This window comes from Burkholderia sp. SIMBA_051 (genome assembly GCF_046534915.1).
Taxonomy (GTDB): domain Bacteria; phylum Pseudomonadota; class Gammaproteobacteria; order Burkholderiales; family Burkholderiaceae; genus Burkholderia; species Burkholderia ambifaria.
In genome coordinates this window covers 1-244 of record NZ_JAWRXS010000728.1, presented here as the reverse complement: position 1 = coordinate 244, position 244 = coordinate 1, and the positions used below count along the sequence as shown (strand labels likewise).

At 59.0% G+C, this 244-nt stretch carries 1 protein-coding gene; it reads right to left on the bottom strand.

What is annotated here, in order from left to right; all coding sequences use genetic code 11:
* The coding region (locus SB771_RS36370) for a sulfatase-like hydrolase/transferase (RefSeq protein ID WP_410722207.1) at positions 1–244 on the bottom strand (244 nt) is incomplete at both ends.

Genomic DNA, 244 nt, shown 5'->3' with positions numbered 1-244 from the left:
AGACGGATGCAGCCACGCGATGCGCACGATAGTGCTTTGGCGCATGCACGATCAGCGGCACGCGCACGCCACCTTCAAAACATGTCATCTTGTACCAGAGCCCGCGTTCACCGAGCATTTCGCCGTGATCCGATGTGACGATGACGATCGTATCGTCGGCGAGGCCGGTTGCTTTCAGCGTGTCGAGAATCGCGCCGAATTGCGCATCGACATATGAGAGCGCGCCATAGTACGCGTGTCGTGC